Here is a 26,981-nt window from a genome sequence, read left to right as displayed (position 1 = left end):
GCTTAAATTTGTTGCCTACCGGCACAAATTAGGCATAGCCACGCAAAAACTTTTAGGAGTGAGCGAATGGAACTGTTCACTGTTTCTCTAATGTCTGCTTCCGGTGAATTAATGGAGCGGCTGCAGCAATTTCTGAATGAGGAATTCGTCGATTTACATAGGGATACAACTGCAGGCATGCTTCATTTCGACTTGGATCCATCGGTGAAGGAAATACGCTGTTATGCCAATCTGACCTATTTCCGTCTGCCGGAGCATGGACCCATCGTCTACCGGAAAGCCGCGAATGCTTTTGCGCGATATATCATGTCAGAGATGGAACCGTTGTTGTTCAAGGCAATCGTTCGCAAGCAATTCCATTACGAGGATCCCGCTGAAGCAGAGGTCGTGGAACGTTACTGCCGCAATCTGCTGTATGATTCTCAAATATCGTCGGAGGATCGCTTCTCCATCGATCCGACTGCCATGGATAAAGAGCGGCGAAAAACGAAAATAGCCGATGAAATCAACTTGTTTCTCAACACTAACACGCGGATTCATCTCGATGGCTTCGTTACTTTCCGATTGGCGTCTTACTGGGAAGAGCTTCGAGAGGTGGCCGCCTATGCAGTTGATGAATACGTGATGGATAAGCAATATCAGGAATTTATTTCGCTGTTAAAATACTTCGTCCGTATGCAGGAAGTCAAGCTGCCAATCGTTAATGTTTTCCATAAAGGGGGCAGTGAGTTTGCGCTGTATGACGAGTATTTCCAACTGCTCGAGACAGCCCCGGCCGACCGAATCGTAGCCGAGATGCTGGAGTCGGAGATGAATATGGAAGATATGATCGTTAGCACGCTGATCACTGTTTCACCTAAACAAATTGTCATCCATACCCGTCAGCCCGAGCTGCCGGTCATGCGGACACTGGAGACGATCTTCGAGCATCGCGTTCGGCTCTGCGCGGTATGTGAGAATTGTGCACATCACTTTGGCGAAACCCAGAAATCAGCTCCTGGAGTGGTATCTAAGGCAGCATCTATAAGACGTATACTGACTTGACCACAATAGCGGGGAACGTCTATAATAGGAGCAGAAAAAGCGTTGACAAAGATATGTATCCGCGAGAGCAAGCACGTCCCAGAGAGAGGAAACGCAAGGCTGTAATTTCCTTACGCGCGACGCGGATGTACCCCTTTGTAGCTGTTCGTTTGAACCCGGATGATCGATTATCCGGTAGTAAGCCGAACCGGGCCGTTCCCGTTACAGAATACCGAAAGGACCGATACTAGCCATTCATGGCAAGCGGCGGTCGAATCAGGGTGGAACCACGGGTCTAACAAGCACTCGTCCCTTTGTGGGATGAAGTGCTTTTTTTGTTGCTCTTTTTTCCACAGCGCTTGCCGTACAAGCGAAGCCTATGCTTACGAAGAGAGTTTTTGCTCCCTTCGGGCAAAGCGCGCAAAAACTTAAGCCTATGCTTACGAAGAGAGTTTTTGCTCCCTTCGGGCAAAGCACGCAAAAACTTTTAGGAGGAACCATGATGATTCAAGTGAAGCTGCCAGACGGAGCCCTTCGGGAATATGCCGAAGGCACAACGATTGAGGACGTTGCAGGATCAATTAGCCAAGGATTGAGAAAGAATGCGATTGCCGGTAAGGTGAACGGGAAGGTCGTTGATTTATACACGCCGCTGGATCAAGATGCGGCACTCGAGATTGTGACCGTCGAAACGGCTGACGGGCTGGAAGTATACCGTCACAGTACGGCGCATTTAATGGCCCAGGCCATCAAGCGGTTATATGGAAATACGGAAGTGAAGCTTGGCATCGGTCCAGTCATTGAAGATGGATTTTATTATGACATCGATATGGAGCAATCACTGACTCCGGAGGATTTAACGAAGATCGAGAAGGAAATGGAACGCATCGTGAAAGAGGATCTGCCCATTCGCCGCCGTGTCGTTAGCCGGGAAGAAGCGATCGCGATCTTCACGGAGCTTGGCGACCCGCTGAAGCTGGAGCTGATTCGGGATCTGCCGGTTGAGGCGGAGATTACGATCTACGATCAAGGAGAGTTCTTCGATCTTTGCCGTGGACCGCATTTGCCGTCAACAGGCCGCATTAAGGCGTTCAAGCTGCTGAGTGTCGCTGGCGCATACTGGCGCGGAGACTCGAAGAACAAGATGCTTCAACGGATTTACGGCACGGCTTTTCCGAAGAAGTCGCAGCTGGAAGAGCATCTTCATTTTCTAGAGGAAGCCAAGAAGCGCGATCACCGGAAGCTTGGCCGGGAATTGAAGATGTTCACCTTCTCCCGGGAAGTAGGTCAAGGCCTGCCGCTATGGCTTCCGAACGGTGCCCGCGTACGCCGGACGATGGAGCGATACATCGTAGATCTCGAGGAAAGACTGGGCTACCAGCATGTCTATACCCCCGTACTCGCGAATGTAGAGCTATACAAAACGAGCGGACACTGGGAGCACTATAGCGAAGACATGTTTCCGAAGATGGTCTTGGACAACGAGGAGCTCGTTCTTCGCCCGATGAACTGCCCGCATCATATGATGGTGTTCAAGAGTGATATGCGCTCATATCGCGACCTTCCAATTCGTATTGCGGAGCTTGGAACGATGCACCGTTACGAAATGTCCGGAGCCCTTACCGGTCTTCACCGTGTAAGAGCGATGACACTGAATGACGCGCATATCTTCTGCCGTCCGGATCAGATTAAGGAAGAGTTTGCCCGTGTCGTCAACCTGATTCGCCGCGTATACGAGGATTTTGGAATCACGAACTATCGTTTCCGCTTGTCATACCGGGATCCGAAGGATACAGAGAAGTATTTCCCGAATGATGAAATGTGGGAAATGTCGCAGCGCATGCTTCGTGAAGTGGTGGAGGAGCTTGAACTGCCATTCTTCGAAGCGGAAGGCGAGGCAGCTTTCTATGGTCCGAAGCTGGACGTACAAATCAAGACCGCACTCGGCAAGGAAGAGACGCTGTCCACTGCACAGCTTGATTTCCTGCTGCCTGAACGGTTCGAGCTGGAATATGTAGGCGATGACGGCAAGAAACACCGTCCTGTCGTCATTCATCGCGGTATTATTAGCACGATGGAGAGGATGACGGCGTTCCTGCTTGAGAACTTCGTAGGCGCGCTGCCGCTCTGGTTGTCGCCGGTGCAAGCGAAAATTATTCCAGTTTCGACCGCGTACGAAGGCTATGCGCGCGAGGTTGAGGAGAAGCTGCAGCTTGCCGGAATTCGCGTTGAAAGCGATTTGCGCAATGAGAAGCTAGGTTACAAAATCCGTGAAGCCCAGCTGGAGAAAGTGCCGTATATGTTCGTCGTAGGCGACAACGAAGCCCAGTCTGGCGCTGTATCGGTACGTAAACGCGGAGAAGGTGATATCGGAGCGAAGCCGGTTGCAGAAGTCGTTGCCATGCTGACAGATGAAATAAATAAGAAACAGATCTAGTCCTGCCGGAATGGTTCGACCACGGTAACAACCCCGCCATTCCGATTTTCCAGTTTATGGATCGGAATCTATGATTCTAGTATTTGGCTGATATATTTGTGAATAAAGCTTGTTACAATGGGGTAACCTTCGAATAAGGGGGATTTCATCCAGATGTCGACAAGCTTTAAGACACTCAAACGTTGTATGAATATCGGTCTCATTTCGATTGCACTCTTTTTGGCGGGGATTACTGTGGAATGTTTCGCCCAAGAAATCGGCAATAACAGCCGAATTGGTGTAGAGAAGCCGCTTCTGCAGAAATCGTCAACCGGACTTGGGGAGCAGTCATTGGAACCAAAGGCTCCTGCTCAAGAAGCAGCGGCAGCAGTTGCTGAAGAGATGCCGCTAAGCCAGGTGAAAGTCATTGCCACCGGTTATACGGCTGGAATAGAATCGACGGGAAAGCGTCCCGGACACAAGCTGTACGGGATTACGTACTCAGGCGTAAAAGTTCGGCGCAGTCATGTTTCGACAATCGCTGCTGATCCTAAAGTGTTTCCGATCGGCACGCTGCTGTATGTTCCCGGTTATGGGTATGCTGTCGTAGCAGATACAGGCTCCAAAATAAAAGGGAAGAAAATCGATCTTTATTTTGAGACGAAAAAACAAGTGTACAAGCAGTGGGGCAAAAAAACGGTCACCGTCCAAGTGCTCAAAAAGGGCGGCGGCAAGCTTACGGAAGCATGGCTCAAAACATTGAACAGCGCCGTTCTCGCAGAAAAGAGGATTCCGGCGAATTTGCTCGAATCTTAAGAAGAGCAGGAAGAATGTACCCAGCAGTCTGCTGGTCCTGTACATTCTTCTTTTTTTTGCCTATCAGGTATGTTAAGATTTGCTATATAGTGGATGTAAACGCTATCATTAATGTTTGGAGCGGATCAAATGATGGACAATGGAAAAGCGATAGGCTTTGAACAGCACGAAGCCCAAATTCGTGATCTTTATAATCAGATGATCCGTGTGGCTTACGCGAAGGTGGCGAATAAATCGGATGCCCAGGATGCCGTTCAGGAGGCCTGGGTTCGCATATTAACGAAGCAAGATACGCTGCGCGAGCAGAGCAAGCTGAATTCCTGGGCGAAGGCGATTACGACGAATGTCGCGCTTAATATCAACCGGCAAACCAAGCGCTCGCAGCCAAGCGACCTGCTTGTCCAAGAACAGCAGGATCCGGATTGCGACACGAGCAGCGAGGCGGAATTGATGATGGAGCTATCGGAGCTGCTTGGACTGCTGGATCCGAAGGCGAGAACCCTGCTTCTGTACAAATTTTACTACGGCTTCAAGGATCAAGAAATCGCCGATGCGATGAAGGTTCCTGTAGGTACCGTCAAAGCCCGAATACATCGTACGAAGCTGCTGTTAAGAAGATTGATGGACGAGCAGCAAATGTAATCCGGTAAATTCGCAGGCTACCAATCAACAACCATCTGCTTGGATTTGTTTAAGCAGTAAAGAAAAGGGCGCGCTGTGACTCAGCGGCCCTTTTTTCTATTCGGCGCTACGATTCTCCGCCCTAATTCTTAAGCATCAGCTGCTACGCGGAATCCAATGTTCCCGGAAGAGCTGTCGGGTGTATTCTTGCTTCTTGCAGCCACCCGGTAGCGATTGCAGTACGAGCGGTGGCACAAGTAAGAGCCGCCCCGCATGGATTTGTTGCCTGAAGGAGCTTCTCCTTTGGGGTTTAGTGATGGCGTCGTTTGATGATAATTCGGCATGAACCAATCCGCGCACCACTCCCATACATTGCCGGACGTATTGTAGAGACCATAACCATTAGGTTCATAAGCATTGACAGGTGCGGTTCCGACATAGCCGTCGCTTGCATTGTTCTTGACAGGGAATTTTCCTTGCCAAATGTTGCAGTGATGCTGTCCATCGGGTTTTAGCAGATCTCCCCAAGGATACGTCTTGCGTTCGAGGCCGCCTCGGGCCGCAAACTCCCATTCCGCCTCGGTGGGGAGTCGAACACCGGCCCACTGGCAGTATCGGATGGCATCGTTCCATGAAATATGAATAACCGGATGATCCCAGCGCTCCTCCAAGCTGGAACCCGGTCCCTCTGGCTCGCGCCAATATGCCCCCGTTACGGTAAGCCACCACGGAGTTTGGACGGGAACCTGTGAGACGGTGCTTCTCGTTTGCTCCGATACAAGCAAGTGGAATACGAAGGACCAGCCGAAAACCTCGGCTTCGGTCTTATACCCCGTTTCATCGACGAACCGGGCAAATTCCTGGTTTGTAACCGCGTAGGGCGCTATATAGAATGGGGAAATCGTCACGTCGCGAGAAGGACCCTCGCCGTCTGCAGGGAAACCGTCGGAAGCGTCATTGCCCATCCGGAACGTTCCTCCCGGCAATAGAATCATCTCAGCTAGCGAAGCCTGAGGGCGATCGCCCTCAGTCATTACCGGATCGGTTATTGGAATGTGCTTCGGTGACGAAGGTCGAGAAGCCGAGCAGCATGTTGGTTTTTCGATTAAGTCGGACATGATATTCTCCTTTAGCTTGTGGTGTTATGCTTCTTATTCTATCAGACTCCGTTAAGAGCGCCTAGCTTATAGCCCTTACATAAAGTGCATGAAGCTCTGCCATACTATTTGGTGTACGGAGGTGAGTACAAATGGCGAAAAACAAGAACAACAAAATGAAGGCGTCCCAGAACCAATATAACGCTGAGTTTGCTCAAGAGAACACGGCCGAAACCGCGGGCAATACAACAAACAAAGCGCCTTCGGAAAAACCGAGCAAATAACCAGTGGACGATATCCAAAAGTGAAATTCCAGAGGAGCCGAGCGGCTCCTCTTTTTTCATGCTGTCCCAGGTGAAAATAGATGTAAATATGCGTTTCTCGGTCTTGAGATGTAGGGCAGTTTCAACCGGTAGACCCTTTATGCTCCTTTTGGCATCGAGTATACTGTGATTACAAGGACAAAAAGAGTAATTGAAGGCTGGTGCTGATATGAATGGACATTTTTTGAATCGGCTGATGTGGGGATTATTCATAATCGTCATCGGTGTAGGCTTAATGCTAAGGCAGGGCGGCGTTTTCGATTTTGATCTTGGCGATCTTATTTCCGTTTTCTGGCCGGTGGTGCTGCTGTTTCTAGGCTTGAACGGCTTCATCAGCAAAGGGGTTGGCGGACAAGGCTCCTTCTGGGGGTCAACGGTGCTTTGCGTAGTTGGATTTGTATTTTTGGGACGCAATCTGGGCTGGTTCACTTGGTCATTCGGTGATGTGTTTCAGTTCGCACTGCCAGTCGTCATTATAATATTCGGCCTTCGGATGATTATGAAACCGAAGAAGAAGGAGAGCGAGAGCCCTTCGCCTACCGATGAATGGCAAGCCTACCCTTACACGCCGACCGACAAGCCAATTCCTCCGGCCCCTCCGCTTCATCCGGATCCAACCAAACCTAATTCCGGATTGGATGAGGACGGTTCGGATACCGCGCAGCCCGAATCAAATTCGAGTGCTTACGGACCGCATCAAGCGGGGAGCTACACGCAGCAGAATAATCACGGCTATAATGATTCGAAGATGCAGCATAAGCTGGACCGGATGCAGGAACGCGCCGAAAGGGTCCGGGAACGAATCGAACGGCGGGCAGATAGCTGGAATCATCGCTGCCATGAGCGTAATGGCCGCACAGAGTGGTGGAATTCGGATTCGAATGCGCAAACCCGTTCCGGATTTATCGGGGATATCTACGTCGGACATGACTACTGGGAGCTAAAGCCGATGAACATTTCCCACTTTATCGGCGATACGGTACTCGATTTAACGAAAGCGCAAATTCCTTTGGGCGAGACGCGCATCCACATCTCCTCCTTTATCGGTGATGTAAAGGTATTCCTGCCGAACGACTTCGAAGTTGGTGTCCATGTGGTATCAAGTGCCTTTATCGGTGATGTGGCTGTATTGGACCGCAAGGAAGGCGGCATGTTCAAGAACATGAATATCGAGACAGCATACTTCCATGAGACCGACAAAAAGGTCAAGCTTGTCGTCAGCACCTTTATCGGCGATGTGCGCGTCACGAAGGTTGGGTGATCCGCGCTTATGATGGTGAAATTGCTCCGAAGCAGTAAGTGGGAAATGATCTTGTTGTTTATCGCATCGTCTGTCTTATCGGTTCTAGTATGGGTTATCGGAGGCCATTATGTCGATTCACAGTTCGGGAAAGGCGACCTGTGGATCGGCGTAGCCGCCGTTTTTTTACTTGTCAGCTGCGGATTTGGTTATTGGGCCGCACAGCGGACGCAGCGTCGGATTGATATGCTGTATCTGGGCATTAAGCAAGCCGCGCATGGTAATTATACCGTCCGGCTGCCGGAAGCCGGCGCAAGATCGTTCACCCCTGCTTACCAGGAGTTTAATGATTTGGTTGCGTCGCTCGAGGAGCGGATGCAGCTTATTCAACGTACGGGTGAGGAGCAAGTGATGCACGAGGCCGCGTCGAATGAGGCTGCCGTATTAGAGGAGCGCAGAAGGCTCGCGCGCGATCTGCATGATACAGTTAGTCAACAGTTATTCGCCATTCATATGTCTGCTTCTTCCCTTCCGAAATTGTTGGAAATTAATAAGGAACGGGCTGAATCGGTAATGGATCAGCTCATTACGATGTCATCGATGGCTCAGAAGCAAATGCGCGGATTCATTGCTCAGCTCCGTCCGCTTGAGCTCGAAGGCAGATCGCTTCAAGAGGCGCTTGATAAATGGTTTCCGGACTATTGCCGCCAGAACGGCCTGCAAGGCGTTCAAGAGTGGCGTGTCAAAGAGAAGCTGTCCGAAGCGAAAGAGCATCAATTGTTTCTTATTATCCAAGAAGCGATGGCTAACATCGTCAAGCATGCCGGTGCACAAACCGCTGTTCTGACCCTTTCCGAGACGGAACGGCAAATTGTCATGACCCTGCAGGATGATGGGGCCGGCTTCCGCGCCGATCAGGTAAAACGAGGATCGTATGGTCTTTCTACCATGCGGGAGCGGGCGAACAAGCTCGGAGGGGATGCCTCTATTATTAGCAAGCCGGGGAGCGGCACGCGGGTTCGTGTTACCCTGCCGAATTATAACCACAAAGGAGCCGAAATCGAGAATGAGCGGGAATGAGCAATGGAAAATAATGATCGTAGATGATCATGATATGGTGCGTGCAGGACTTCGCACGTATTTGATGCTGGAGCCGAAGTTCGATGTTGTAGCGGAGGCTGGCGACGGGGAAGAAGCGCTGGACATGCTGAGGAAAGGCGTTCCAGGCGGTTCTCCGAATCTCATCTTGATGGATTTGATGATGCCCCGCATGGACGGAGTGGAAGCGACGAGAGCGATCATGAAGGAGTTTCCCGAGCAGAAAATCGTCATGCTGACGAGCTTTCTGGAAGATGAGAAGGTCGTCGCTGCGGTAGAAGCAGGCGCGGTTAGCTATGTGTTGAAGACGGTGTCTGCTGAAGAGCTTATCTACGCCTTGAACGGCGCCGTAAAGGGTATGCCTGTCATGACATCGGATGTTTCTCAGGCCTTAACGCGCGGCCTCCGCCAACGGACTGCGCAAGGGGCGGATGAAGGACTGACAGAAAGGGAGAAGGAAGTACTTCTGCTCATCGCCGAAGGCCGCTCGAACAAAGAAATTGGTGAAGAGCTGCATATCAGCATCAAGACGGTAAAGACCCATGTAAGCAATCTGCTGATGAAGTGCGAGCTGGATGACCGGACGCAGCTGGCAGTGTTCGCTCATCGCAAAGGTTGGGTGAAAACGGGATAGGGCCTGCGCATAGTGGGTATTCTAATTGGCAAATGACGATTACCAGTTAGGAGAATGCCGAGCTATGATCCCCCTTTCATCGAAGTTGGAGGCAACCGAGCAGGAGTTTGTGGAGATGAGAACGAAGCTGGAGAATTATCAATTTTCTCTTGGAGGCAGCTGGGAATACGATCACGGCTCCTTCGACCGTGCGTTAGATGAAGCGAACAAGGTCTGGCTTCGTCTCCCGTTTGATGTCATCAATGGGAATCTGGATGCGGAAACCGAGGATAATGATGCGAAAATTCGTTTTGGCCAGCCTTTCGTCCTGAAGCATGTGTACAATGAAGGGCTCTCCTCCGAAGCCCAGCCCCGTACGGTTGGAAGTTTAATCGACCAATTTCAAACGCCAACGGATCCCGATGCCGAAATCGAAGCGCATTGGGTCGATAAGGCGAAGCATGTATTAGGTGAAGTGGAGCAGACGTTCCCGCAGTAATCTAGCGATAATGATGAATGAATCCGACGAGGCTTATTATAAGCGAGTCGGATTTTTTATTTCTGTTTAAATTGTTTTTAAGTTTGATTTAAGGTAGATTGTGCAAGATAGAACTATAGGAAGCGAGCAATGGTATAATAAGAAAGAACATGAGGAGGAGAAGCATGATGGAAGACAACAAAAAAAATCCTTTCGACGACTTTTTCCAATCGAGCGGCAGCGAGAAGAATGCGGACAAGGCCGACGAAAATTATAATGAGCATCAATCGGATTCGGACAAAGATTCCCGCCAGCAAAAGCCGGCCTATTATTATTCGTACGGTCCGTTTAAACCGACAGGAGTAGATTCGAATGAATCGGAAGCGAGACGGATCGACGACGGCGCTTCAGCTCCAGGCAGTCAAGTCGAAGTAACGCCGCCTACGCAGCTGCGGCCGTTTGCACCGACACAATCTGCAAGAGGCGGATGGAAAGGTAAGGAGCCTCGGCGTACATCGTTCAAAGCGGTCTTCGCCTCATTCTTAGTCGGTGTCGTGGCGGTCGGCTCACTGATGTTCGTAGCTGACCAGCAAAATTGGTTCTCGAGCGATCAAGCGCTAAGCTCCTCTCAACCGGTCGGTCAAGGGACTAACGCGAATGCAAAAGCCGGGGACGACGGCGTCGTATCGACGGCGGCCGATGTCGTTAGACCGAATAACATCGCCCAAATCTTCGAAAAGTCGAGCCCGGCGGTCGTGAAGATTGAGACGTTCGTCCAGCAGCAATCCAGCGGCAGAAACGGAGGCATGCTTGACGATCCGTTCTTCCGCCAATTCTTCGGAGATGAATATGATAATCAAGAAAACAATCAGGATTCGGGCAAAAGCACAGGCACGCTTGTCCCGAGCGGCATGGGCACAGGCTTCTTCTTCGACAAGACAGGCTACATCTTGACAAACCAGCATGTCGTCGGGGATGCGGATGAGATTGAAGTGACGGTTCAGGGCTATAATAAGCCGCTGAAAGCGAAGAAGCTCGGCTCTAACTACGATCTGGATCTAGCGGTTCTGAAAGTAGAAGGATCGGACTTCCCTACGCTCTCGCTGGGCAGCTCCGACAAAATCGATATCGGGGACTGGGTGGTAGCGATCGGCAATCCATACGGCTTCGACCATACCGTAACTGTAGGCGTGCTCAGCGCCAAAGAACGTCCGATTAGCATTCCAGATACGAACGGAACGCGCAACTACGAGCATCTCTTGCAGACCGATGCTTCTATTAACCCAGGGAATTCCGGCGGCCCGCTGCTCAACCTGCAGGGCGAAGTAATCGGAATTAACACGGCTGTCAGCTCGCAAGCGCAAGGTATCGGATTCGCGATTCCAACCAGTACGATTCTGGAGAATCTGGAAGCGCTCAAAGCCAATAAAGAAATTCCGAAGAAACCGGCTCCATTCATCGGTGCCAAACTGGGTGACATAACCGCTCAGCTCCAGCAGGATCTTGGCCTTTCCAGCAGAGAGGGCTCGTATATCGATGGCGTAGTCTATAAATCGCCGGCTTACTTGGCCGATCTGCGCCAGTATGATGTCATAACTGGGATGGATGGTACGAAGTACAAAACAAAAGAAGAGCTGATTACGGCGATCCAGGCGAAAAACGTTGGGGATAAGGTTACGATGAACATTATCCGCAATGGCAAGTCCATGGATGTGGTCGTCGAAATCGGCAACAGCAATGATTTTGCGCAGCAAACTCAACAGCAGCAACAGCAACAGCAATAGATGCGAATAGAAGTGTCCCGGCACCAGCGCAGGCAGTGGGTAGAACTGCCTGCGCATTTTTTTGCCCGGCTAGGCTGATGATTACGTTATACTGAAGATAGAATAGGGAATGTATTTGTAGGAGTGGGGGAGAACGATGAGACCGCATATTTTGGTCGTAGATGATGATGAGAAGATTACTTCGCTGCTTCGCCGCAGCCTTGCCTTTGAGGGCTACGAGGTCACAACGGCACCGAATGGACTTGAGGGATTAAAGCTCATGCTGACGAGTGATCCGGATTTACTAGTGCTTGATGTCATGATGCCGCAGGTAGATGGCTGGGAGGTATGCAGCCGCGTGCGCGAGGGAGGCAGCACGATGCCGATTCTGATGCTGACAGCCAAGGATGATATTCAAGACCGGGTGAAGGGATTGGATATCGGGGCTGACGATTACTTGGTCAAGCCCTTTGCGCTGGAGGAGCTGCTCGCGCGCGTGCGTGCGCTGCTGCGCCGTAAAACTGATAAGCTGGAGGAGCAGACCAACCGGATTGTCTATGAAGACTTGACGTTGGATCTGGACTCGCGGGAGGCGATCCGCAATGAAAGACGGATCGATCTAACGGCGAAGGAATTCGACCTGCTGCACCTGTTTATGCAGAATCCGCGCAGAGTATTGACGCGTGACTCCATTATGGACAAGATATGGGGCTATGATTACAGCGGGGAATCGAACGTACTCGAGGTATACATCGCCATGCTTCGGCAGAAGACGGAGGAAGGCGGAAACAAACGGCTCATCCAGACGGTTCGCGGAACCGGATATGTGCTGAGAGGAGAGAACTAACACCCATGTCGATCCGGCTGAAACTAACGATGTGGTACTCCACCTTGCTTGCCGTGACGCTGCTCATCTTTGGCGTGTCCATTTATCTGTTCGTTAACTATAACACCTACAGAGACGTGAAGTCGCAAATCCAGGAACAGCTCGGCCGGTTGCAGATTGTGTCTACGGTTGATTTTTTTAACGGCGGCTTGAATCTCAATCTATCGAACCGGTTCGAAGGCAACAATGTCTATGTACAGGTTGCTAGTTATACGAACGGGTATTTGGATCAATCCGACAATCTGAAGCGTGCGGATCTACAGCTGCCGGTTCCGGATCTCAATAAGGAGATTAAACAGGGATATGTACCATTGAGAGTCGATAAGTACCAGTTTCTGGCCTATCAGATGCCGCTGAAATTAAAGAAAAGCAATGAGACTGTCGGCGTGCTGCAGGTCGCTTACTACACAAGTCCGCTTGATAATTACATGAAAAATTTACGGACGATTCTGTTCTTCTCCTCCCTTGCCGTCATCGTTATTGCGTTCACGATCGGGCTGTTTATTGCACGCCAAGCGCTGCGGCCCGTTAAGAATGTTATTCAAGCGGTCACCCAAATTAAGAACGGCTCTAATCTGAGTGTCCGGATTGAGCGGGAAGGCCCTAACGACGAAATGGGGAGATTAACCGATACGCTAAACGGTATGCTCGAGCGGATTGAAACCACATATAATGAGTTGGATGACGCCTATAAGGCACAGCGCCGATTCGTATCGGACGCATCGCATGAGCTGAGGACGCCGCTCACGACCATCCGCGGCAATATCGAGCTGCTCGAGCGGATGTGGCTTCCCTCGCTGGAAGCGGCACAAGCAAGAATAGAGGGTAAGCATGGCGATGCAGACAAAGCCATGGGTTCACTTATTACGGAATCCAATGTCGTGCTGACACGGGAAGCGATGATGGATGTAGCCGCGGAAGCGAAGCGCATGTCGGGGCTCGTGAATGATCTGCTGTCGCTGGCCCGCGCAGATGCCGGCTATGAGATGGAGAAGCATGAGGAGCTGCTGCTGCCGCTGGTGGAGGATGTGGCGCGCAGAGCGCAGCTGTTGCCGCGTACGGCGGAATGGCGGATCGGCGACTTATCTCCCATAGAGGGCGTCACCGTATTCGCCCATGCCGACTTTTTGCGTCAGCTGCTGTTCATCTTCGTGGAGAATGCGTTCAAATATACACCGGCCGGTTATGTCGAGCTGCGCGCGCTCAAATCGGGGAATCAAGCGGGCATCGTCATCAAAGATACGGGAATTGGTATGAACAGCGATGAAATTCCCCATATCTTTGAACGGTTCTACAGAGCGGACGTATCACGGGGCAAAACAAGCGGGACCGGGCTTGGACTCTCCATTGCCAAGTGGATTATAGATGAACATTCCGGCTCCATAGAAGTGTCGACACGCGAAGGCGAAGGAACGACATTTATTGTGTGGCTGCCCCTTACTTTTCTCGACAAGTCGAATCAGGTATAATAGAACGAGGTTCGGCTTTTAGGAAGGTAGGTGCCAAGATGGAAATTGTAAAAATTTCACCGCGCGGTTATTGCTACGGGGTCGTAGATGCGATGGTGCTCGCTCTACAAACGGTAAAGAATTCAGATTTGCCGCGCCCGATCTATATATTGGGCATGATTGTTCATAACAGTCATGTTACAGAGGCGCTCCAGCAGGAAGGCGTTATTACGCTGGATGGCGAGAACCGCTTGGAGATTCTTAATAAAATCGACAAAGGCACGGTTATTTTCACCGCTCATGGGGTTTCCCCAGAGGTGCGCAAGATCGCCCGGGACAAAGGCTTGGCCATTGTAGATGCTACTTGTCCGGATGTAACGAAGACGCATGACCTCATCCGCGAGAAGGTAGCAGCAGGTTATGAAATCATTTATATCGGTAAGAATGGGCATCCTGAGCCGGAGGGCGCGATCGGAATTGCGCCAGGCCATGTGCATTTGATCGAGCGTGAAGATGAGATTGATCAGCTGGCGCTGACAACCGATCGAATTATAATTACGAACCAGACGACGATGTCGCAATGGGACATCCGCCATCTGATCAGCAAGCTATCGGCTACATTCCCGACGGCAGAAATTCATAATGAGATTTGTATGGCGACGCAGGTGCGGCAGGAAGCTGTCGCAAGTCAAGCGGGTGAAGCTGAGCTGTGTATCGTTGTGGGCGACCCGCGAAGCAACAACTCCAATCGTCTTGCACAGGTTTCGGAGGAAATTGCCGGCGTGAAGGCTTATAGGGTTGCAGATGTGAGCGAAATCCAGATCGAGTGGTTGAAAGGCAAGAAGCGTGTGGCGGTTACCTCCGGGGCATCCACGCCAACCCCGATCACCAAGGAAGTCATATCCTATCTTGAACAATTTGATGATGCGTCCCCCGACACGTGGGTGGTTAGAAGAACCATCAACATGAATAAACTGCTGCCAACCGTCCGTACGAATACGTCGGTCTAAGGGAATGAGGCGCATATCGAATGAGTAAGAACCGCAAACCGCGCTCGATTAAACGCTGGATCAAATACAAATACAGTCAGCTCATGCGGGCTCCCGGTGGAGCATCTTTTGTAGCGCTCGGATTTGCGATAGGTATTGCCGTCGAAATGTTCACGCTGCCAACCTACGGACTGGCGTTCTTCTTGATCTTCCCGCTTATCTACTGGTTGAATGCAAGCCTTGCCGGCGCTTTGCTTGGGTTTGTCGTTGGGAAAGTGATTTATATCCCAGCTGCCTTTGTGAACAGTATGGTTGGCGGCTGGGTGCTGCCGACCAACTTGAAAATTCATGTACCGCTTGCCCCGGAATGGATCGATCACATCCTGCTCGTCAATTTGAAATTAATTGTCGGCGGGATTATTGATGGCATTCTGCTCGGTTTCGTATTCTATTTCTCTGTCCGATGGGCGATTCAATTGGTTGCGGACAAACGCAGGGAGAAACGCAAGGAACGCCGCACGATGTTTGAGGCCGTCGTTACGCCGAAGTCGAATCACGCGACAGAATAGGATAGGCTCCCAAAAAAAGCAGGGCCGGTCTCTTGACGAGACCGGTTTTATTATGTATATTTACTTTAGCGATTAAAAGCATAAAAGCTTAAAAGCGAAGCAGCTTAAAAGCGTATACGCGTTGAAGCGGGAAAAGGGGTATTCATATGATCGTCATAACGAATAGCAGCATCACGGAAGAACGGATCGGGGAAATTACGGCTTATATTGAGAAATCGGGCGTTCAGGCACATGTATCGCGCGGCACGGACCGTACTGTTATCGGCATCATCGGTAAAGCCGAGCCAACGCTTGCCGAGCATCTGCGCCAAATGAAAGGCGTCGAGAACGTCATTAAAATATCGAAGTCTTACAAGCTTGCCAGCCGTGACTTTCATCCTGACGATACCATTATCGATATTAAGGGCGTCAAAATCGGCGGCGATAATCTTGTGATCATGGGCGGACCTTGCGCCGTGGAATCGCCAGAGCAGATTGATGAGATCGCACGTTTGGTCAAAGCAGCCGGAGGTCAAGTGCTTCGCGGCGGTGCGTTCAAGCCCCGTACAGGCCCATACAGCTTCCAGGGCGTAGGCGTCGAAGGTCTGGCGATGATGGCCGAGGCAGGACGTAAGCACGGCCTGCTGACCATTACTGAAGTAATGACACCGGAATATGTCGATGTTTGTGCTGAGTATGCGGATATTCTTCAGGTCGGGACGCGCAATATGCAGAACTTTGATCTGCTTCGCAAGCTGGGTACGATTCAAACTCCGGTTCTTCTGAAGCGTGGATTCAGCTCCACCTACGATGAGTTTTTGAATGCTGCCGAATATATGCTCGCCGGCGGGAATCCGAACGTTATGCTGTGCGAACGCGGAATACGGACATTCGAATCATATACGCGCAACACATTGGACCTTGCAGCGATCCCTGTACTTCAGCAGCTTAGCCACTTGCCCGTTATCTCGGACCCAAGCCACGGTACTGGCCGCCGCGAGCTGGTTGAACCTATGTCCAAAGCATCTGTCGCCGCTGGGGCGAACGGCCTAATCATCGAGATGCATACCGATCCTGATAACTCGATGACAGGCGACGGCGTACAATCGTTGTTCCCGGATCAATTCGCTAACCTGCTCAAGGAATTGGAACAAATTGCGAAGATTGTAGGAAAACGATTCGACACGGAAAAGGCGCCTGCAGAGGCTTTTGCAAGCTGGATCCAATAATCGTGTTTTCACCCATTTGTGTATGACTTGAAAAAGTCGCAAACCCAGATAAAGTTGGGGTTTGCGACTTTTTTCCTGTTTCCCATGTAAGGTATTTTCGTAGATATATCAATAAATGTGTAAAGATACCTAACATACGAGTAAAAAATACCTGACATAGCTATTGACGAGTATGGAGCGTAAATTTATAATTACCTCATAAGTTTAACGCAAAATATTGAACGTTCGACGTTCAAAACTACGCAAATGTTCGGAAATGGAGGAAACACCACATGTCAGTTCAAAATGTTTTGAACACAATTTCAGAAAACAATATCCAGTTTGTCGATTTCCGCTTTGTGGACCTCGCAGGTCGCGCGCACCATATTACGCTTCCATCAACGGAGGTTGATGCGGATACGTTCGTAAACGGTGTTGCATTCGACGGGTCCTCAATCTCGGGTTTCCGCGGTATCGAAGAATCAGATATGGTCATGATGCCGGATACGGAGTCGGTTTTTGTCGACCCTTTCACGGATCACCCGACCTTGAACATTATGTGCAACATCTTCACGCCAGACGGCGAACGTTATGAGCGCGATCCACGCAGCATCGCTCAGAAGGCGGAAGAATTCTTGAAGCAATCCGGCGTTGGTACGACGGCATTCTTCGCACCGGAATCCGAATTCTTCATTTTCGACGATGTTCGTTACGAGAGCTCGATGAACACTTCCTTCTTCTCCGTTGATTCCGAAGAAGCGGCATGGAACACGGGACGCAAGGAAGAAGGCGGCAACCTTGGTTTTAAAGTCGGCGTCAAGGGCGGATATGTTCCAGTTGCGCCGGTTGATTCCCAGCAAGATATTCGCAGCGAAATGGTTCGCGTGATGCAGGAAACCGGCTTGCGCGTTGAACGCCACCACCATGAAGTTGCAACGGCTGGCCAAGCGGAAATTAACTTCCGTTTCGACACGCTGACCAAAACAGCTGACAACCTGATGAAATACAAATACATCGTACACAACGTGGCTCGCCAATATGGCAAAGTCGCTACCTTCATGCCGAAGCCAATCTTTGGCGATAACGGCAGCGGGATGCACGTGCACCAATCGATCTTTGACGGCGATTCCCCATTGTTCTACGAAAAAGGCGCTTATGCCAACCTGAGCCAAATGGCTATGCACTACATGGGCGGTGTTCTGCACCATGCTCCAGCGTTGATTGCCCTGACGAACCCGTCGACGAACTCGTTCAAACGTCTGGTTCCAGGCTACGAAGCACCGGTTAACCTCGTATTCTCCAAAGGCAACCGTTCCGCTGCAATCCGTATTCCGATTGCTTCCGTTACGCCTAAAGGATGCCGTATCGAGTTCCGTACGCCGGACTCCACAGCCAATCCTTATCTGTCCTTTGCGGCTATGCTGCTTGCAGGCCTTGATGGGATCAAACGCAAAATCGATCCAATCGCACTTGGCTATGGACCATTCGACAAGAACATCTACGAGCTGTCCGACGAAGACAAGAAAGAGATTCGTTCGGTTCCAGGTACGCTGGACGAAGCGCTTGATGCTCTCGAGGCAGACTGCGAGTTCTTGACTGAGAGCGGCGTCTTCACACAAGACTTTATTCAGAACTATGTCTCGGTTAAACGCCAAGAAGCCAAAGCCGTTACAATTCGCGTTCATCCGCACGAGTACAGCCTGTATTTCGACTGCTAGACGGCACTTCTCCATTCATTATTTCTCGAGCTCTCCCGGTGGGGGAGCTCGTTTTTAATTGTATACGAAATCAGCTAAATCCGAATGATTATACGCCTATACGATCATCACGTTCGACTTTTTTACTTGAAGCATGCTCTTAAACTTGCTATCATAACGATAGGCATACAGATGATTGGAGTGGGTTACGGTGACGAAACGCGCATTTAATTTTAACGCTGGACCGGCTGCGCTGCCTCTTGAGGTACTGCAGCAGGCACAGGAACAGTTAGTCGATTATGAGGGTGCGGGCATGTCCATTATGGAAATGTCGCATCGCAGCGAGATCTACGAGAACGTCAATGGCGGGACGCAGTCGCTGCTTCGTGAATTATTCGGGATTCCTTCGAACTATAAGATATTGTTCCTGCAAGGCGGAGCGAGCACACAGTTTGCAATGATTCCAATGAACCTGCTGAAGGCTGGACAAGTGGGCTCCTATGTAATGACGGGAAGCTGGGCGGATAAGGCGATTAAAGAAGCGAAGCTAATCGGGGAAACGGCGGTTGCAGCCACATCCGAGGCTGACAAATTTAACCGTATTCCGAACATTAGCGACATTCAAATTCCAGCAAATTCCGCCTATTTGCATGTGACCTCTAACGAAACGATCGAGGGTACGCAGTACCAGCAGTTTCCGGTAACGGGCGCGGTGCCGCTCATAGCGGACATGTCCAGTGATATCCTTAGCCGTCCGATCGATGTTAGCAAGTTCGGTATGATTTATGCAGGGGCGCAGAAAAACTTAGGTCCTTCCGGCGTCACAATCGTCATTGTGAGAGAAGACCTGGTTGAGGAAAGCCCAAAATCAATTCCGACGATGCTTCGCTATGATACGCATGTGAAGAATAACTCTCTCTATAATACACCGCCATCCTTCTCGGTCTATCTGGTTAATCTGATGTTGAAATGGGTGCAATCCAGAGGCGGAGTTGCAGCTATTGAGCAGTACAACCGCGACAAAACGAAGCTGATCTATGACACCATTGACCAAAGTGGTGGCTTCTACCGCGGCTTTGCCGATGCAGGCAGCCGGTCGGCTATGAATATTACGTTCCGCATTCAAACCGAGGAGCTGGAGAAGCAGTTCGCCTTGGAGTCGGAGCAGCATGGGTTTATTGGGCTGAAGGGCCACCGCAGCGTAGGCGGCTTAAGAGCTTCGACCTATAATGCGGTTCCTCTTGAAAGCTGCAAAGCGCTTGCTGAATTCATGAGTGATTTCCAGAAACGTAACGGTTGATTCCTATCAGAAGAAGACCGCCTCATTCTCAGGCTTTCTTGAGAATGGGGCGGTCTTCTGTCGTGAGCAGGGGGCGGCTCAAACGTCCATGAGGGGGGCTATAGGGAGGCGACAGAGGAATCTGCCGTGCTGGGCCCTGTAAGCTTGTAGCCTACGTTGCGGACGGTCATAATATATTCGGGAGAGCGGGCAGACTTCTCGATCTTGTCGCGCAGATGGCTGATATGGACGTCGACGATTCGGGTATCGCCGAGAAAGTGATAGTCCCATACCCCATGGAGCAGCTGCTGCCGGCTGAGTACCTTGCCGCGATGGCGGCAGAGGAAGAGCAGCAGCTCGAATTCCTTGGGCGTCAGCTCCACCGGCTTGCTGTCGATGTGCACTTCGCGCAGTTCCGAGAAGACGGTCAATCGTCCGACTTCGTGAACGGTATTCTCGCTCTGGCCGGGAAGCGATTTGGTCCGGCGCAATATCGCTTGAATGCGGGAGATCAGCTCCTGGGGGGAGAAGGGCTTGGTCATATAGTCATCCGCACCGTTGTCCAGTCCTGCGATGATGTCGGTTAAATCCTGCAGGGCGGTGAGCATCACAATCGGTACCGCATTGTTTTGTTTACGAAGCTCCTGGCAAACTTGAATGCCGTCCATCTTGGGCAGCATCAGATCGAGAACGATGAGGTCGGGGCGGAACGGCTTTAACATGTCGAATACAGCTTCACCGTCATATACGCAGCGGACGTCAAACCCGGCTAATTTTAGATTAAATTCGATAAGCATGGAGATGGAAGGCTCGTCATCGACGACCAAAATTTTTTTCTTCATCGTCTCATTCTCCTTTACAGGCAATATAGGTTCATTATGAAGACCGACGTTACTCGGTAGATTAAGCTAACGTTATCGTAATGTTAAATTTAGTACATCACTTGATTTCATGTATAATTAGCAGAAGGCAAGGGGGAATAACGTAATGGCATTTCATATTGTGCTCGTCGAGCCGGAAATTCCGGCGAATACAGGCAACATTGCACGCACATGCGCGGCGACAGGAACACATCTTCATCTGGTGCGGCCGCTGGGCTTCAATACGGATGACAAAACGCTGAAGCGGGCGGGTCTCGATTATTGGTATGCCGTTAACATTCATTATTACGATTCCTTCGCGGAAGTGAAGGAGAACAATCCGCAAGGGCGCTTCTTCTTCGCCAGCACGAAGGCCGCCAAACGATACACGGACTTTGCGTTTGAAGACGGCGACTTCTTCGTCTTCGGCAAGGAGACCAAGGGACTGCCGGAGATCCTGCTGCAAGAGCATGAAGAGACTTGTATACGGCTGCCAATGACAGATAAGGTGCGCTCGCTCAATTTGTCGAATTCCGCGGCAATTGTGGTCTATGAAGCGTTCAGACAAACCGGGTTTCCCGGGATGGAATAAGCGTTTGCCGCCTCTTTCAAAAAGGGCGGCTCTTGGTTTGATTAACGTTACAAATAATGGGGTAAAAACATACGCCAGCAGGTTCATTGCCGGGCAATCGGGCGGAACCTGAGGCGCATTTGTTTGTTGCAGATAATTAAGAAAATCTCAACATGGGCAGGAAAATGTACCGACCTATCGAACTTTTATAGTTGCAAAGGTTTCTAGCACTGACTTACAAATCGAGACTGCAGAAGAGGTGAAATCGTTTGAAACCGGCTGGCGTCGTGCGTAAAGTCGATCAACTGGGCCGTATTGTGCTGCCCAAATCGCTACGCAAAAGATATCAAATGAACGAAGGAGACCCCGTGGAGATTCTTGTCCAGGGTGACCATATCATTTTGGAGCGTTACCGCCCAAGATGCGTATTTTGTGGATCAATGGAAGAAGTTCGCGAATTTAAGGAGCGTCACTTGTGCTCCGTATGTGTGACGGAAATGGTGGGGCTACGTCGGGCTTAGCAGCTAGGGCGGCGCGGATACCGGAACAGCATAGCGTGACAAGCAAATAAAAGAAGCTTCCTGTCGTTGTCGTCAGACAACATCAGGAAGCTTCTTTTATTACATCCAATTAAATGCCGTTTGTTTTGTCGTCATTATATGACGATGTCAAGATCGCCGTCAGGAACAAGACGGTGACGGTGATTACGATAAGAAAATTAAGTGTCATCCTGCACACCTCCATTAAGCTGACTTTATTATAACCAACCGCAAGCAAAAAGAAAATGAAATCAGATGTGAACAAGTTGTTACAGTGTGGCATAAATGACCGATCGAAACGGAAATCCTATGAAAAACGCCTTCCGGTACATGAAATGCATAACTCCAGTCTCCTACAGGCTTCGCTCTGCGTAAGATATGGAATAATGGAGCTGCAAGGAGGCGTGCGTGAGCGTGAAATATCGGTACTCGAGCAAGGTGGATCGTCTGCAATCATCTGCAGTACGGGATAGCTTGAAGATGGCGCTGGGGAGGGAGAGCATTTCACTGGCAGGAGATCTTCCTGCGGAGGAGCTGCTGCCGCTGGATGCTGTAAAGGAAGCGGCTGGCCGGGTGTTTAGGAGCGGTAACGGAGCGCTTCAATATGATCTGACGGAAGGCTATTTACCGCTTCGGGAGCAGCTATGCGGGCGCTTGGCTGCTAAGGGGATGACCATTGATCCGGACGACATGATACTGACGGGAGGCTCACGGCCTGCCATCGACTTGATCGTGCGCGCGCTTACGGAACCGGGCAGCGTTGTACTCGTCGAGAATCCAACCTGCTTGACGAGCCTGCAGGTATTTCATCTGAACGGCCTGCAAGTGATTCCCGTGGAGAGCGATAAGGATGGAATGATGATGGAGGATGCGGAGCGGCTCATTCGCCGGCACAAGCCCGCCCTTGTATATGTCGTCCCTAATTTCGGAAATCCGACTGCGCGGGTCTGGACGGCCCAGCGGCGCCGCGGCCTCGTGGAATGCTGTCGGCGTCACGGGGTTCTCATCGTGGAGGATGACCCTTATGGCGAGCTGAAATTCGACGCCAAAGCAAGGTTTCCAACCCTGTTCTCGATTGAGGGGCAGGTAAGCGGCGGCTGCGTTCTCTACACAAGCACCTTCTCCAAGAGCGTGGCACCCGCTCTTCAGACGGGCTGGGTGATGGGGGATCGGAATGTAATCCGCATGATAACGAAGGCGAAGCAGGCGGCGGATCCGGAGCCGGGTACACTGGACCAGCGAATTCTCGATCAGCTGCTGCGCCATTTTCCATTGGATATCCACCTGAGAAAGATCGGGAAGCTATATCGGCAGCGAATGCAGCATATGCAGACCCTGCTGCGGGAGCAGGAGTTGAGCGGGGTTTCGTGGATAGAACCGCAGGGCGGCATGTTCTTGTGGCTGGAGCTGCCTGACGGGCTCGATGCAGAAGCGCTGCTGCGCTGTGCCGTCATGAAAGGCGTTACATTCGTTCCCGGCTCCCCGTTCTACGCCCTAGAGCCGAAGCGGAATACGGCCAGGCTGAATTTCACCAGCACGTCCCGAGATCAAATGACCGTCGGGATAGCCAGGCTTGCCGATGCCATCTCGGAGTTTACGGCACGAAGCTAAGGGCGGCTGAGCGATATGAAAGACCGCTGCATCGCTGCAGCGGTCTTATACGTGTATGTAGGACTTAGGCTTGCTTCAACAAGTATTGGCCGTCAATTACTTCGAGCGGTTGGCAATCGAGAGCGGCGCCCGGCATATTTGTCGATTCCCCGGTTTGGATGTCGAACATCCAATAGTGCAGCGGGCAAATAAACTCGTCGCCATGAACACTGACGATACCTCCGGCATGCGGACAGATTCCGCAAATAAGCCGGAAGGAAGGCTCGCCCTCCGCTGATTCATCCTTGACGATGTAGTAGGGATCATAGTCGATCGTCACGGGAGCAGGGAAGGAAGTAAAGTCTTCTACTTTGCCGATTACACGGTAACCTTGAAGCTTCTGTTCTTCACTCATAATGAAGGTCTCCTTTAGCGCTGGATTGCTTAGTGAGCAGCCAGGTATCGAGAATATTCGCATGCTTGGCGACGGCTTCGATGCCAGTGCCTCGTAATCGATATATTCCGCGATCGACTCTCTCAAACCAGCCATAATAATTTTTCTGTAAAATAGGAGCGGCTCGTACGACATCGGATAGCTCCGCGGCTTTTCGCGGCGACAGATCGCCGTGAACACTAAGGGCCCAAGCAATGCGAAGCGCCTTTTCCCTATAAGCGGTCACCAGCTTGGCCTTCGTGCTGCCGCCTGTGTTGTAATCCCCGCTGCGTTCGCGAAACTCGGTCATCAGGCGGGATACCCGGAGCCGGCGCTTGCCTCGAACCGGCATGTCACCGGGCTCGCACAGCATCTCGACGACCGGTGCCTTCGTCTTAAAGAAGGTGATGGTCATCAGTCCGAGCCCAAGCATGCGGCATAGCTCGGACAAGTCGCCAAAGCGCTGGTTATGCGAACCGCTTTTCTTACGGTTGCGCTCCACGGCGAGGACCACGCGATCCGTCAGCCTGAGGCGTTCGATGCCCTGCAGCAGCAGCGCTAGATTGAACGTTTTTTTCATCTCGACGATGATGGTTTCCTCGCTTAGCGGATGGACGGCGACCAAGTCGCAATGCATGACTTCGCTCTTCACGTCATACCCCTGCGCTTCGAAATAGGCTTTGACCGGTTTGTATAACTCCGTTTCATGACTGACTGCCATGCCGCACGCTCCTTTCCCCGAGCATTATACCACATCCCCTTTCGTTGCGGAGCAATGTTGCAGGCGAATCGAAGCAAAGTTTCGGCAATAATCGCGTCGATATGCCGCCCTGCTTTTTCGCATCGATTGCCGTTCTTACGCGATTTTTCCCTGAATCTGTCCAGGCATTCACGACACTTCCGGCAGGGGCGCTTGTGAGAAAACTCGGAATTTGCTGGAATGACGAATAAAATTTAGGGCAACTTCCCTCCGGTAAGCGCATAGGATTGTATTACTTCAACAAAATGCTTATCAAACCAAGCTGTCGGATAGATGACGACCCGCGGTGAAGTCAGGCTGCCAGGAACATCGGGAGGGACGAGAGGAGGTACGGCATGGACATTTTGAAACGAATATCGGCGTACAAAGCAGAGAGCGAGAAGCTCGCGTGGACAGGGTCGTTCAAGGAGTACATTGAACTGCTGAGGAAAGATCCAGCTCCTGCTATGACAGCACATGCTCGTGTCTACGAAATGATTGAGTCGTATGGAGTGGTGGATGAGGCCGGTCAGAAGAAGTACAAATTTTTCGAGCAGGAAATATTCGGGCTCGACCGTGCGGTTGAGCGTTTGGTGGAGGAATATTTTCATTCGGCGGCGCGGCGGCTCGATGTCCGTAAACGGATTCTATTGCTGATGGGCCCGGTGAGTGGAGGCAAATCGACGATTGTCACCATGCTGAAAAGGGGATTGGAGCAGTACTCCAGAACCGAGCGAGGTGCTGTATACGCGATTAAAGGATGTCCTATGCACGAAGATCCCCTTCATCTCATTCCCAATGAGCTGCGGCCGGAGGCGGAGAAGGAGCTTGGCGTGCGCATCGAAGGCAATCTCTGTCCTTCCTGCCAGATGCGGCTGCGTACGGAGTATGCGGACGATATCGAGAACGTGCTCGTCGAACGGGTGCTTATCTCGGAGGAAAGCCGTGTCGGTATCGGCACGTTCAGCCCATCGGATCCGAAGTCCCAGGATATTGCCGATTTGACGGGAAGCATCGATTTCTCGACCATAACCGAATATGGCTCGGAATCTGATCCGCGCGCTTACCGGTTCGATGGCGAATTAAACAAGGCGAATCGCGGGCTAATGGAATTCCAGGAGATGCTCAAGTGCGACGAGAAGTTTCTCTGGAATTTGCTCTCCCTAACGCAGGAGGGTAATTTCAAGGCTGGCCGATTCGCCTTAATATCGGCCGACGAGCTCATTGTCGCGCATACGAACGAGACCGAGTATAAAGCGTTCATCAGCAACAAGAAGAACGAAGCGCTGCAGTCGCGGATGATCGTCATGCCGATTCCGTACAATTTGAAAGTGTCCGAAGAGGAGAAAATTTACGCGAAGCTGATTAGTCAGAGCGATATGAAGCATATTCATATTTCGCCGCATGCGCTGCGGGCGGCAGCCATATTCTCGATCCTAACCCGTCTGAAGGAGACGAAGAAGCAGGGGATGGACCTGCTGAAGAAGATGCACATGTATGATGGCGAGGAAGTCGAGGGTTATAAGGAAGCGGACTTGAAGGAGATGCAGAACGAGTACATTGAGGAAGGGATGTCGGGGATCGACCCGAGGTACGTGATCAACCGGATTTCAAGTGCGCTCATTAAACAGGATTTGCAATGCATCAACGCGCTAGATGTGCTCCGTGCGCTCAAGGACGGTCTGGATCAGCATCCGTCCATTACGAAGGATGAGCGTGAAAAATACTTAAATTTCATCTCGTTCGCCCGTAAGGAATACGATAATTTGGCGAAGAAGGAAGTGCAGAAGGCCTTCGTCTACTCATTCGAGGAGTCGGCGAGGACGCTGTTCGAAAATTATCTCGACAATATCGAATCCTACTGCAACTGGTCCAAAATTAAAGATCCGCTCACCGGCGAAGAGATGGATCCGGATGAAAGGCTTATGCGTTCGATTGAGGAACAGATCGGGGTATCGGAGAACGCCAAGAAAGCGTTCCGCGAAGAGATTCTCATCCGGATTTCTTCCTACTCACGCAAAGGGAAGAAATTCGACTATTCCAGCCATGACCGGCTGCGTGAAGCGATTGAGAAGAAGCTGTTCACCGACCTGAAGGATATCGTCAAAATAACGACGTCGACGAAGACGCCGGACGAGAAGCAGCTGAAACGGATTAACGAGGTGACATCCCGCCTTATGGATGATCACGGGTATTGCCCGGTTTGTTCGAATGAGCTCTTGCGGTATGTCGGAAGCTTGTTGAACCGGTAAGGAGTGCGAGGCGGGGGAGTACGGCTGGAATTTGTGGGGCGCATGCTGACGCATGCGTCTCTTTTATTATATGGATGCCGGAAGGGATTAGGTGGTGGAGCGAGCGGCAGGCCACTACGCAGCTGGGTTCTGCCAGTGGGCAGCGAATCAGCAGCATCCGGCGCATGGTGGCGGTGGGCGGCAGCTCTATGTTCAACGTCGTGGCTTGCATCATCCGCCTGTTTTCTGGAGCTGTAAGACCAGAAAAGGGCGTTACAGCTGCAGAAATCGCGATGAGGGTGAGCTGTAACGCCATATTCTACCGTTACAGCGCCGGGGCTTACATCACCCGTCGGTTTTCAGGTGCTGTAAGACCAGAAGCGCCGAGGCTTGCATCACCCGTCGGTTTTCAGGTGCTGTAAGACCAGAAAAGGGCGTTACAGCTGCAGAAATCGCGATGAGGGTGAGCTGTAAC

25 protein-coding genes are annotated in these 26,981 nt (G+C 51.2%); 21 read left to right on the top strand and 4 right to left on the bottom strand.

From position 1 onward, the window contains the following. The first annotated feature begins 66 nt into the window (after window positions 1-66). The 4 genes from NNL21_RS08080 to NNL21_RS08065 all read left to right on the top strand — a co-directional run bounded on the left by NNL21_RS08080 (window position 67) and on the right by NNL21_RS08065 (window position 4,897). On the top strand, window positions 67-1,044 hold the full coding sequence (locus NNL21_RS08080) for a putative sporulation protein YtxC (protein WP_204817716.1): 978 nt from the start codon (window positions 67-69) through the stop codon (window positions 1,042-1,044). Between the two features lie 478 nt (window positions 1,045-1,522). Further along, window positions 1,523-3,460, top strand: a complete 1,938-nt coding sequence (thrS, locus tag NNL21_RS08075) for a threonine--tRNA ligase (RefSeq protein ID WP_204817718.1) — start codon at window positions 1,523-1,525, stop codon at window positions 3,458-3,460. A 153-nt stretch (window positions 3,461-3,613) separates the two neighbouring features. Further along, on the top strand, window positions 3,614-4,255 hold the full coding sequence (locus NNL21_RS08070; RefSeq protein WP_204817720.1) for a 3D domain-containing protein: 642 nt from the start codon (window positions 3,614-3,616) through the stop codon (window positions 4,253-4,255). Between the two features lie 129 nt (window positions 4,256-4,384). Beyond that, the gene (locus NNL21_RS08065) at window positions 4,385-4,897 is read left to right on the top strand and encodes an RNA polymerase sigma factor (protein WP_256555115.1); all 513 of its coding nucleotides are present in this window, start codon (window positions 4,385-4,387) and stop codon (window positions 4,895-4,897) included. A gap of 128 nt (window positions 4,898-5,025) precedes the next feature. Here NNL21_RS08065 and NNL21_RS08060 read toward each other — a convergent pair whose 3' ends face one another. Continuing rightward, complete coding sequence (locus NNL21_RS08060) at window positions 5,026-5,910, bottom strand: formylglycine-generating enzyme family protein (protein ID WP_256555164.1); 885 nt, start codon at window positions 5,908-5,910, stop codon at window positions 5,026-5,028. A 215-nt stretch (window positions 5,911-6,125) separates the two neighbouring features. Here NNL21_RS08060 and NNL21_RS08055 point away from each other — a divergent pair, with 215 nt between their 5' ends. The 13 genes from NNL21_RS08055 (at window position 6,126) to serC (ending at window position 19,564) form a co-directional block, all read left to right on the top strand. After that, window positions 6,126-6,257, top strand: coding sequence for a hypothetical protein (locus NNL21_RS08055; protein ID WP_256555114.1), 132 nt, complete (start codon window positions 6,126-6,128; stop codon window positions 6,255-6,257). 208 nt (window positions 6,258-6,465) lie between these two features. Beyond that, on the top strand, window positions 6,466-7,557 hold the full coding sequence (gene liaF, locus NNL21_RS08050; protein WP_256555113.1) for a cell wall-active antibiotics response protein LiaF: 1,092 nt from the start codon (window positions 6,466-6,468) through the stop codon (window positions 7,555-7,557). Between the two features lie 9 nt (window positions 7,558-7,566). Next, entirely contained in the window at window positions 7,567-8,616 is a 1,050-nt protein-coding gene (locus NNL21_RS08045; RefSeq protein ID WP_204817728.1) for a sensor histidine kinase, read from the top strand. Continuing rightward, window positions 8,603-9,268, top strand: a complete 666-nt coding sequence (locus NNL21_RS08040) for a response regulator (RefSeq protein ID WP_204817730.1) — start codon at window positions 8,603-8,605, stop codon at window positions 9,266-9,268. Before NNL21_RS08045 ends, NNL21_RS08040 begins: the two co-directional genes overlap by 14 nt. A gap of 64 nt (window positions 9,269-9,332) precedes the next feature. After that, a complete protein-coding gene (locus tag NNL21_RS08035; protein WP_204817732.1) occupies window positions 9,333-9,746 on the top strand; it encodes a YugN family protein in 414 nt (137 codons plus the stop codon). A 167-nt stretch (window positions 9,747-9,913) separates the two neighbouring features. Next, a complete protein-coding gene (locus NNL21_RS08030) occupies window positions 9,914-11,509 on the top strand; it encodes a S1C family serine protease (RefSeq protein ID WP_444875338.1) in 1,596 nt (531 codons plus the stop codon). A gap of 136 nt (window positions 11,510-11,645) precedes the next feature. Further along, on the top strand, window positions 11,646-12,335 hold the full coding sequence (locus NNL21_RS08025) for a response regulator transcription factor (protein ID WP_204817736.1): 690 nt from the start codon (window positions 11,646-11,648) through the stop codon (window positions 12,333-12,335). Between the two features lie 5 nt (window positions 12,336-12,340). Continuing rightward, a complete protein-coding gene (locus tag NNL21_RS08020; RefSeq protein WP_204817738.1) occupies window positions 12,341-13,843 on the top strand; it encodes a sensor histidine kinase in 1,503 nt (500 codons plus the stop codon). A gap of 38 nt (window positions 13,844-13,881) precedes the next feature. Then, window positions 13,882-14,832, top strand: coding sequence for a 4-hydroxy-3-methylbut-2-enyl diphosphate reductase (locus tag NNL21_RS08015; protein ID WP_204817739.1), 951 nt, complete (start codon window positions 13,882-13,884; stop codon window positions 14,830-14,832). 20 nt (window positions 14,833-14,852) lie between these two features. Then, entirely contained in the window at window positions 14,853-15,380 is a 528-nt protein-coding gene (locus NNL21_RS08010) for a DUF2062 domain-containing protein (RefSeq protein ID WP_204817741.1), read from the top strand. 146 nt (window positions 15,381-15,526) lie between these two features. Then, the gene (gene aroF / locus NNL21_RS08005; protein ID WP_204817743.1) at window positions 15,527-16,588 is read left to right on the top strand and encodes a 3-deoxy-7-phosphoheptulonate synthase; all 1,062 of its coding nucleotides are present in this window, start codon (window positions 15,527-15,529) and stop codon (window positions 16,586-16,588) included. 272 nt (window positions 16,589-16,860) lie between these two features. Continuing rightward, window positions 16,861-18,285, top strand: coding sequence for a type I glutamate--ammonia ligase (gene glnA / locus NNL21_RS08000; RefSeq protein ID WP_204817745.1), 1,425 nt, complete (start codon window positions 16,861-16,863; stop codon window positions 18,283-18,285). Between the two features lie 190 nt (window positions 18,286-18,475). After that, entirely contained in the window at window positions 18,476-19,564 is a 1,089-nt protein-coding gene (gene serC, locus NNL21_RS07995; RefSeq protein WP_204817747.1) for a 3-phosphoserine/phosphohydroxythreonine transaminase, read from the top strand. Between the two features lie 98 nt (window positions 19,565-19,662). Here serC and NNL21_RS07990 read toward each other — a convergent pair whose 3' ends face one another. After that, entirely contained in the window at window positions 19,663-20,385 is a 723-nt protein-coding gene (locus tag NNL21_RS07990) for a response regulator (protein WP_204817749.1), read from the bottom strand. A gap of 145 nt (window positions 20,386-20,530) precedes the next feature. Here NNL21_RS07990 and trmL point away from each other — a divergent pair, with 145 nt between their 5' ends. The 3 genes from trmL to NNL21_RS07975 all read left to right on the top strand — a co-directional run bounded on the left by trmL (window position 20,531) and on the right by NNL21_RS07975 (window position 23,124). Beyond that, window positions 20,531-20,995 (top strand): tRNA (uridine(34)/cytosine(34)/5-carboxymethylaminomethyluridine(34)-2'-O)-methyltransferase TrmL, encoded by a 465-nt coding sequence (gene trmL / locus NNL21_RS07985; RefSeq protein ID WP_204817751.1) that lies wholly within the window; start codon window positions 20,531-20,533, stop codon window positions 20,993-20,995. 248 nt (window positions 20,996-21,243) lie between these two features. Next, window positions 21,244-21,495 (top strand): AbrB/MazE/SpoVT family DNA-binding domain-containing protein, encoded by a 252-nt coding sequence (locus NNL21_RS07980; protein WP_204817753.1) that lies wholly within the window; start codon window positions 21,244-21,246, stop codon window positions 21,493-21,495. Window positions 21,496-21,921: 426 nt separating this feature from the next. Further along, window positions 21,922-23,124, top strand: a complete 1,203-nt coding sequence (locus NNL21_RS07975) for an aminotransferase-like domain-containing protein (protein WP_309145315.1) — start codon at window positions 21,922-21,924, stop codon at window positions 23,122-23,124. 64 nt (window positions 23,125-23,188) lie between these two features. On the opposite strand, the gene NNL21_RS07970 is transcribed toward NNL21_RS07975, so the two are convergent. Both NNL21_RS07970 and NNL21_RS07965 read right to left on the bottom strand, forming a co-directional pair. Further along, entirely contained in the window at window positions 23,189-23,518 is a 330-nt protein-coding gene (locus NNL21_RS07970) for a Rieske (2Fe-2S) protein (protein ID WP_204817755.1), read from the bottom strand. Next, entirely contained in the window at window positions 23,511-24,257 is a 747-nt protein-coding gene (locus tag NNL21_RS07965) for a DUF2161 domain-containing phosphodiesterase (RefSeq protein WP_204817757.1), read from the bottom strand. The genes NNL21_RS07970 and NNL21_RS07965 overlap by 8 nt, the downstream gene beginning before the upstream one ends. Before the next feature lie 374 nt (window positions 24,258-24,631). Here NNL21_RS07965 and NNL21_RS07960 point away from each other — a divergent pair, with 374 nt between their 5' ends. Beyond that, on the top strand, window positions 24,632-26,527 hold the full coding sequence (locus NNL21_RS07960) for a PrkA family serine protein kinase (protein WP_204817758.1): 1,896 nt from the start codon (window positions 24,632-24,634) through the stop codon (window positions 26,525-26,527). The last annotated feature ends 454 nt before the right edge of the window (window positions 26,528-26,981 follow it).

The organism is Paenibacillus mendelii (assembly GCF_024498075.1).
In the GTDB taxonomy this organism is placed as follows: Bacteria; Bacillota; Bacilli; order Paenibacillales; family Paenibacillaceae; genus Paenibacillus_Z; species Paenibacillus_Z mendelii.
The sequence above is the reverse complement of the archived record's forward strand: the minus strand, read 5'-3'. Positions and strand labels throughout refer to the sequence as shown.

What these genes read in the sequence shown, in the direction of transcription:
- NNL21_RS08080 (WP_204817716.1), top strand. Translation starts at nt 67, where the DNA reads ATGGAACTGTTCACTGTTTCTCTAATGTCTGCTTCCGGTGAATTAATG.
- thrS (WP_204817718.1), top strand. Translation starts at nt 1,523, where the DNA reads ATGATGATTCAAGTGAAGCTGCCAGACGGAGCCCTTCGGGAATATGCC.
- NNL21_RS08070 (WP_204817720.1), top strand. Translation starts at nt 3,614, where the DNA reads ATGTCGACAAGCTTTAAGACACTCAAACGTTGTATGAATATCGGTCTC.
- NNL21_RS08065 (WP_256555115.1), top strand. Translation starts at nt 4,385, where the DNA reads ATGATGGACAATGGAAAAGCGATAGGCTTTGAACAGCACGAAGCCCAA.
- NNL21_RS08060 (WP_256555164.1), bottom strand. Translation starts at nt 5,910, where the DNA reads ATGACTGAGGGCGATCGCCCTCAGGCTTCGCTAGCTGAGATGATTCTA.
- NNL21_RS08055 (WP_256555114.1), top strand. Translation starts at nt 6,126, where the DNA reads ATGGCGAAAAACAAGAACAACAAAATGAAGGCGTCCCAGAACCAATAT.
- liaF (WP_256555113.1), top strand. Translation starts at nt 6,466, where the DNA reads ATGAATGGACATTTTTTGAATCGGCTGATGTGGGGATTATTCATAATC.
- NNL21_RS08045 (WP_204817728.1), top strand. Translation starts at nt 7,567, where the DNA reads ATGATGGTGAAATTGCTCCGAAGCAGTAAGTGGGAAATGATCTTGTTG.
- NNL21_RS08040 (WP_204817730.1), top strand. Translation starts at nt 8,603, where the DNA reads ATGAGCGGGAATGAGCAATGGAAAATAATGATCGTAGATGATCATGAT.
- NNL21_RS08035 (WP_204817732.1), top strand. Translation starts at nt 9,333, where the DNA reads ATGATCCCCCTTTCATCGAAGTTGGAGGCAACCGAGCAGGAGTTTGTG.
- NNL21_RS08030 (WP_444875338.1), top strand. Translation starts at nt 9,914, where the DNA reads ATGGAAGACAACAAAAAAAATCCTTTCGACGACTTTTTCCAATCGAGC.
- NNL21_RS08025 (WP_204817736.1), top strand. Translation starts at nt 11,646, where the DNA reads ATGAGACCGCATATTTTGGTCGTAGATGATGATGAGAAGATTACTTCG.
- NNL21_RS08020 (WP_204817738.1), top strand. Translation starts at nt 12,341, where the DNA reads ATGTCGATCCGGCTGAAACTAACGATGTGGTACTCCACCTTGCTTGCC.
- NNL21_RS08015 (WP_204817739.1), top strand. Translation starts at nt 13,882, where the DNA reads ATGGAAATTGTAAAAATTTCACCGCGCGGTTATTGCTACGGGGTCGTA.
- NNL21_RS08010 (WP_204817741.1), top strand. Translation starts at nt 14,853, where the DNA reads ATGAGTAAGAACCGCAAACCGCGCTCGATTAAACGCTGGATCAAATAC.
- aroF (WP_204817743.1), top strand. Translation starts at nt 15,527, where the DNA reads ATGATCGTCATAACGAATAGCAGCATCACGGAAGAACGGATCGGGGAA.
- glnA (WP_204817745.1), top strand. Translation starts at nt 16,861, where the DNA reads ATGTCAGTTCAAAATGTTTTGAACACAATTTCAGAAAACAATATCCAG.
- NNL21_RS07990 (WP_204817749.1), bottom strand. Translation starts at nt 20,385, where the DNA reads ATGAAGAAAAAAATTTTGGTCGTCGATGACGAGCCTTCCATCTCCATG.
- trmL (WP_204817751.1), top strand. Translation starts at nt 20,531, where the DNA reads ATGGCATTTCATATTGTGCTCGTCGAGCCGGAAATTCCGGCGAATACA.
- NNL21_RS07970 (WP_204817755.1), bottom strand. Translation starts at nt 23,518, where the DNA reads ATGAGTGAAGAACAGAAGCTTCAAGGTTACCGTGTAATCGGCAAAGTA.
- NNL21_RS07965 (WP_204817757.1), bottom strand. Translation starts at nt 24,257, where the DNA reads ATGGCAGTCAGTCATGAAACGGAGTTATACAAACCGGTCAAAGCCTAT.
- NNL21_RS07960 (WP_204817758.1), top strand. Translation starts at nt 24,632, where the DNA reads ATGGACATTTTGAAACGAATATCGGCGTACAAAGCAGAGAGCGAGAAG.